Origin of the sequence: Pseudoalteromonas sp. TB25, from assembly GCF_000497995.1 — a bacterium.
Taxonomy (GTDB): Bacteria; Pseudomonadota; Gammaproteobacteria; order Enterobacterales; family Alteromonadaceae; genus Pseudoalteromonas; species Pseudoalteromonas distincta.
This window is the reverse complement of sequence record NZ_AUTI01000399.1, coordinates 1-4,728: the sequence shown is the minus strand read 5'-3', so window position 1 is coordinate 4,728 and position 4,728 is coordinate 1. Positions and strand designations below refer to the sequence as shown.

Genomic DNA, 4,728 nt, shown 5'->3' with positions numbered 1-4,728 from the left:
GCTGCGGCTAACAACTTTTTAAAATAAAAAGTTGTACTGCTAAATTCAGCTAAAAGAGGAGTTTTGGCTGTGATAAATTTTACTGGTTATGAGGATTATGATGCAGCCATCATTTAATAAAAACAAAGCAATACTTTCTTTACTTCCCCTACTTACCTTTGTAGCGCTATTTTTAGGCTCAGGTTTGTATTTGCAATCGCAAGGGGTTGATTATGCTTTTTACCAACTACCTGCACCTGTTGCTATATTGCCCGCCATCATGCTTGCGTTTATTTTAAATAAAGGCACGGTAAACCAATGTGTAGAGACCTTTATTAAAGGTGCCGGACACAACAATATTATTACCATGTGTTTAATCTACTTACTTGCAGGTGCTTTTTCGGCTGTGGCAAGTGCAACCGGTGGTGTAGATGCGGTAGTAAATGCAGGCTTATCGCTTATTCCACCTTCGTTATTGCTCCCTGGTTTGTTTTTAATTGCGGCTGTTGTTTCTACTGCAATGGGAACGTCAATGGGTACGATTGGCGCCATTGGCCCTATCGCTTATGCGGTATCAATTAAAACAGGTATAGACCCAGCATTAATGGCCGGTACGATTGTATCTGGCGCTATGTTTGGCGATAACTTATCTATTATTTCGGACACCACTATTGCAGCTACGCGCACGCAGGGCTGTGAAATGAAAGACAAGTTTAAAGAAAATCTTAAAATTGCAGTCCCTGCAGCCATTCTAACAATCGCCCTGTTGTTTTATTTAACACCTGCTGCACAAGTAGTTGAAACTAAAGATTATGATATTTGGTTAGTACTTCCTTATGCCTTTATTTTAGTGTTAGCAGTTGCCGGCTTGAACGTATTTGTAGTGTTGTTTAGCGGTATTATTTTTGCCGCATTAATGGGCTTTACCGGTAGTTACGAAGGCGCAAGCTTTGTAAAAGACATTTACAAAGGCTTTACTGATATGCAGGAAATATTTTTACTTTCTATGTTTATTGGTGGCTTATCTGAATTTATTCGTATCAACGGTGGTCTTGATTACATTGCTCAAAAAATTCAAGCGATTACTAAAATCATTGCAAAATGGCACCGTAAAGTGGCAGATCAATTAGGTATCGCTGCGTTAGTTTTAACAAGTAATGTATGTATTGCTAATAACACAGTGTCTATTATTGTCGCGGGTCCTATTGCTAAAAAGCTAGCAGATGACGGTGAAATAAGCGGTAAACGCTCTGCCAGTTTACTTGATATATTTGCCTGTGTTACACAGGGTTCATTGCCATACGGTGCCCAAGCATTGTTATTAGGTGCTACGTTTAAAATTAGCCCGTGGGAAGTATCAACGTCTTCTTATTACTGCTTTATTTTAGCATTTACAGCCATTGCAGTTATTTGCTTACGCCGTAATAAAGCATAGTTTAAACACCGACACTATGTTGCAGCTTAATAAGTAAGCTGCAACATATGTTAAAATAATACTCTACATATCAATCACTTTTGCTATAATGCGCGCCTTCGCGTGTCACTAAAATTATAGTTAAATACAGATATGAAATTTAAAAAATTACTTCCTCTCGTTACTTTTACATCAATTGCTTTATCGTCTTCTGCTTTTGCGGCTAATTGGAGCAGCACAGCACTACATATTAATAATGGCGACCAAAAAAACCCATTCACTGAGCAAGAGTCAAACACCACTGTTTACTCGGTTCAACATGCATCGGGTTACGATTACGGCGATAACTTCTTTTTTATCGATTACAGTAAAGACGATACCGATGATGGTTACCAAGATGCTGATTTTTATGGTGAGTGGTATTCAACGGTAAGCTTATCGGCCATTAGCGGCGAAAAAATTGGCGCAGGCGCATTATTAGATGTGGGCCTTACCGGTGGTATTAACGTTGCTGGCGACGCTAAAGTAATGAAATACTTGCCTGGTGTTAAATTAAGCTGGGATGTACCTGGGTTTAACTTTTTTCAAACGCTGTTCACAGCTTACATTGACGATAGTGAAGGTGTAGCAAAAGGCGGGGCTCCTATTGAAACAAATAGCTGGATGCTTGATGTTGCCTTTGAATACCCTTTCACTATTGGCTCACAAAAATTTAGCTTTAAAGGCCACGCTGAATACATTGCAGAGCGTGAAGATGAATTTGGTAACGATGTAGAGGCGTGGATACTCGCACAGCCTATTTTAGTATGGGATATGGGCCACGCTCTTCAAATGAAAGAAAACACACTACTGTTGGGTATGGAATTACAATACTGGCACAATAAACTAGGTACTGAAGTCACTGAGTCAGTGCCACAAATCCATATTGAGTGGACGTTTTAAGCTTTAACGATACTCGTTTTACCCTACATTAATAAGCGAAGCTCTATTTTAGCTTCGCTTTTTTCATCTCCAAATTAAACAACGTTGAGCATGACAAAGCCTCAATTGAATAGTACTTAATGTTTGGTTACTATAATGAATTATTCTGAGTTTTATATATTAGAGCTCATATTATTTGTCCTTAATTGGAGTAACCAAATGTCGTCGATTAAAGTTATTTGCTTTTCTACTTTATTGTTATTAACAAACAATGCATTAGCGAGCACAACGCAAGATACCTCTTCACTTTCTTATGATGCACTTTTAAGCAGTTATCAGTACGACTTTAAAGTAAATTACTTTAACATTGAGTCACAAAAACAGTCCCTTAAAATGGCGTATATTTACTTAAAGCCTACCAAATCCGACATGCCTACAGTGACGCTTATGCACGGCAAAAATTTTAATGCAGATTACTGGACTACCACTGCGCAATACCTGCAATCTTTAGGCTACGGCGTATTAATTCCTGATCAAATTGGTTTTGGAAAATCATCTAAACCAACTAATTACCAGTATTCATTTGCGGCTCTTGCTCATCATACTCATGCGTTAATGGACTCACTTAATATAAAAGAGTCAATTGTATTAGGGCACTCTATGGGTGGGATGCTAGCGAGTCGTTTTGCACTAATGTACCCAAACACAACTAGTAAATTAATTTTACTTAACCCTATTGGGCTTGAAAACTACCTGCAGTATGTTGATTACAAAGATACAAATTTTTTCTATAAAAACGAATTTTCAAAAACGCCAGAAGGCGTAAGAAAATACCAACAAAAAAATTACTACGATGGTAAGTGGAATACCACATATTCAGCCCTAACCGACTTTATAACAGGGCAAATACAAGGCCCAGATAAAGAACAAATGGCATGGGTAAATGCAAAAACATACGATATGATTTTCACTCAACCTGTAATAACCGAATTTAAAGATTTAGCAGTACCGGTTAAATTAATTATTGGTACACGCGATAGAACCGGCCCTGGCCGTAACTGGAAAAAAGACGGTGTTGATTACGAGCTTGGTCGATATGATAAATTAGGCAAACACGCTGCAACACTTATCCCTGACGCACAATTATTTGAACTGGATAATTTAGGGCACCTGCCGCACATTGAAGATTTCGAACGCTTTAAAAATGTATTTAAACAAGCACTTGCTGCTGAATAACCACGCTTAAAAACTAAAATAAAACCCCTGTAGGTAAAATACTTACAGGGGTTTTATTTTAATTACGCATTAATACTAAACGTACACTACTTCAGATAGTAAAGCGCTTAACTACAGTGTGCATTGTGGGTTTTTACCCTGTGCTTTAGCAGTGCTTTGCTCGCTAAGTGCTTTACTCATTTGCGCTTGTAGATTTTTAATACGGTTACTTGGCGCTGGGTGAGTAGATAAAAACTCAGGGGTTGTACCGCTGCCCGCTGCACTCATATTTTCCCAAAGTGTAACCGACTCTTGTGGATTAAACCCCGCCTGTGCCATTAAATCCAGACCTATAGTATNNGCTTCTGATTCGTGAGAGCGGCTAAATGGTAAAACAACTCCATATTGTGCGCCCAAACCTAAGCCTTGCATAATTTCGTTACGGTATTGAATATTACCCATTTCAAGTGCAGCACTACCAAGCTGCATACCGGTATCTAAAATAGAGCTTTGTGATACACGCTCATTAGAATGCTCAGCAATTACGTGCCCTACTTCGTGCCCTAGTACTGTTGCTAATTGGTCTTGATTGGTGGCTATTTTTAATAAGCCCGTATGAACCCCAATGTAACCCCCAGGTAATGCAAAAGCGTTAGCAGATTCATCTTCAAATACCACTACTTCCCAATTTTGCGACGCGTATTCTTTTGGTAATACAGCCACTACTTTTTCAGCAATACAATTTACATAAGAATTTGTTTTAGCGTCTTTATTTATTGGCTGAGATGCTTTCATTTCGGCAAAGCTAGCAGTACCCATTTCACTCATTTGTTGATCTGAGTAAAGCGCTATTTGAGTACGTCCTGTTGGTGACGTTTTACAACCGGCTAAAACGGCTGTCGCTAATACTGCAAGTACTAGTTTTTTCATGATAATTCTCTTAAGTAATGAATTTTTTATTGCTTGTAGAATAGCAAACACAGTACCAATTTAAAATATTTGCTTTATGTACCGTTATATTAAAAAAAAAGCAATATGACGATAAACTTAGCGGGCAAACTAAGTTTATCCAAATACAATGCCCTGTTACACTATAACCCTTGTTTTTAGTGATTGTTGAGTTTACACATGGACGCCTCAGCCTCGTCTTTTAATACCCGTATTTTATTGCCTTTATTAGCCAGTATAGTGGCGATTAC

At 38.3% G+C, this 4,728-nt stretch carries 4 protein-coding genes; 3 read left to right on the top strand and 1 reads right to left on the bottom strand.

Annotated features, from left to right (window positions below):
• Positions 1-100: 100 nt before the first annotated feature.
• The 3 genes from L652_RS0117730 (at position 101) to L652_RS0117720 (ending at position 3,550) form a co-directional block, all read left to right on the top strand.
• On the top strand, positions 101-1,414 hold the full coding sequence (locus L652_RS0117730) for a Na+/H+ antiporter NhaC family protein (RefSeq protein ID WP_004335396.1): 1,314 nt from the start codon (positions 101-103) through the stop codon (positions 1,412-1,414).
• Between the two features lie 132 nt (positions 1,415-1,546).
• A complete protein-coding gene (locus L652_RS0117725; RefSeq protein WP_024597204.1) occupies positions 1,547-2,335 on the top strand; it encodes a nucleoside-binding outer membrane protein in 789 nt (262 codons plus the stop codon).
• Between the two features lie 198 nt (positions 2,336-2,533).
• Positions 2,534-3,550, top strand: a complete 1,017-nt coding sequence (locus L652_RS0117720) for an alpha/beta hydrolase (protein WP_024597205.1) — start codon at positions 2,534-2,536, stop codon at positions 3,548-3,550.
• Between the two features lie 111 nt (positions 3,551-3,661).
• Here L652_RS0117720 and L652_RS0117715 read toward each other — a convergent pair whose 3' ends face one another.
• Complete coding sequence (locus L652_RS0117715; protein WP_024603584.1) at positions 3,662-4,459, bottom strand: M48 family metallopeptidase; 798 nt, start codon at positions 4,457-4,459, stop codon at positions 3,662-3,664.
• Between the last annotated feature and the right edge of the window lie 269 nt (positions 4,460-4,728).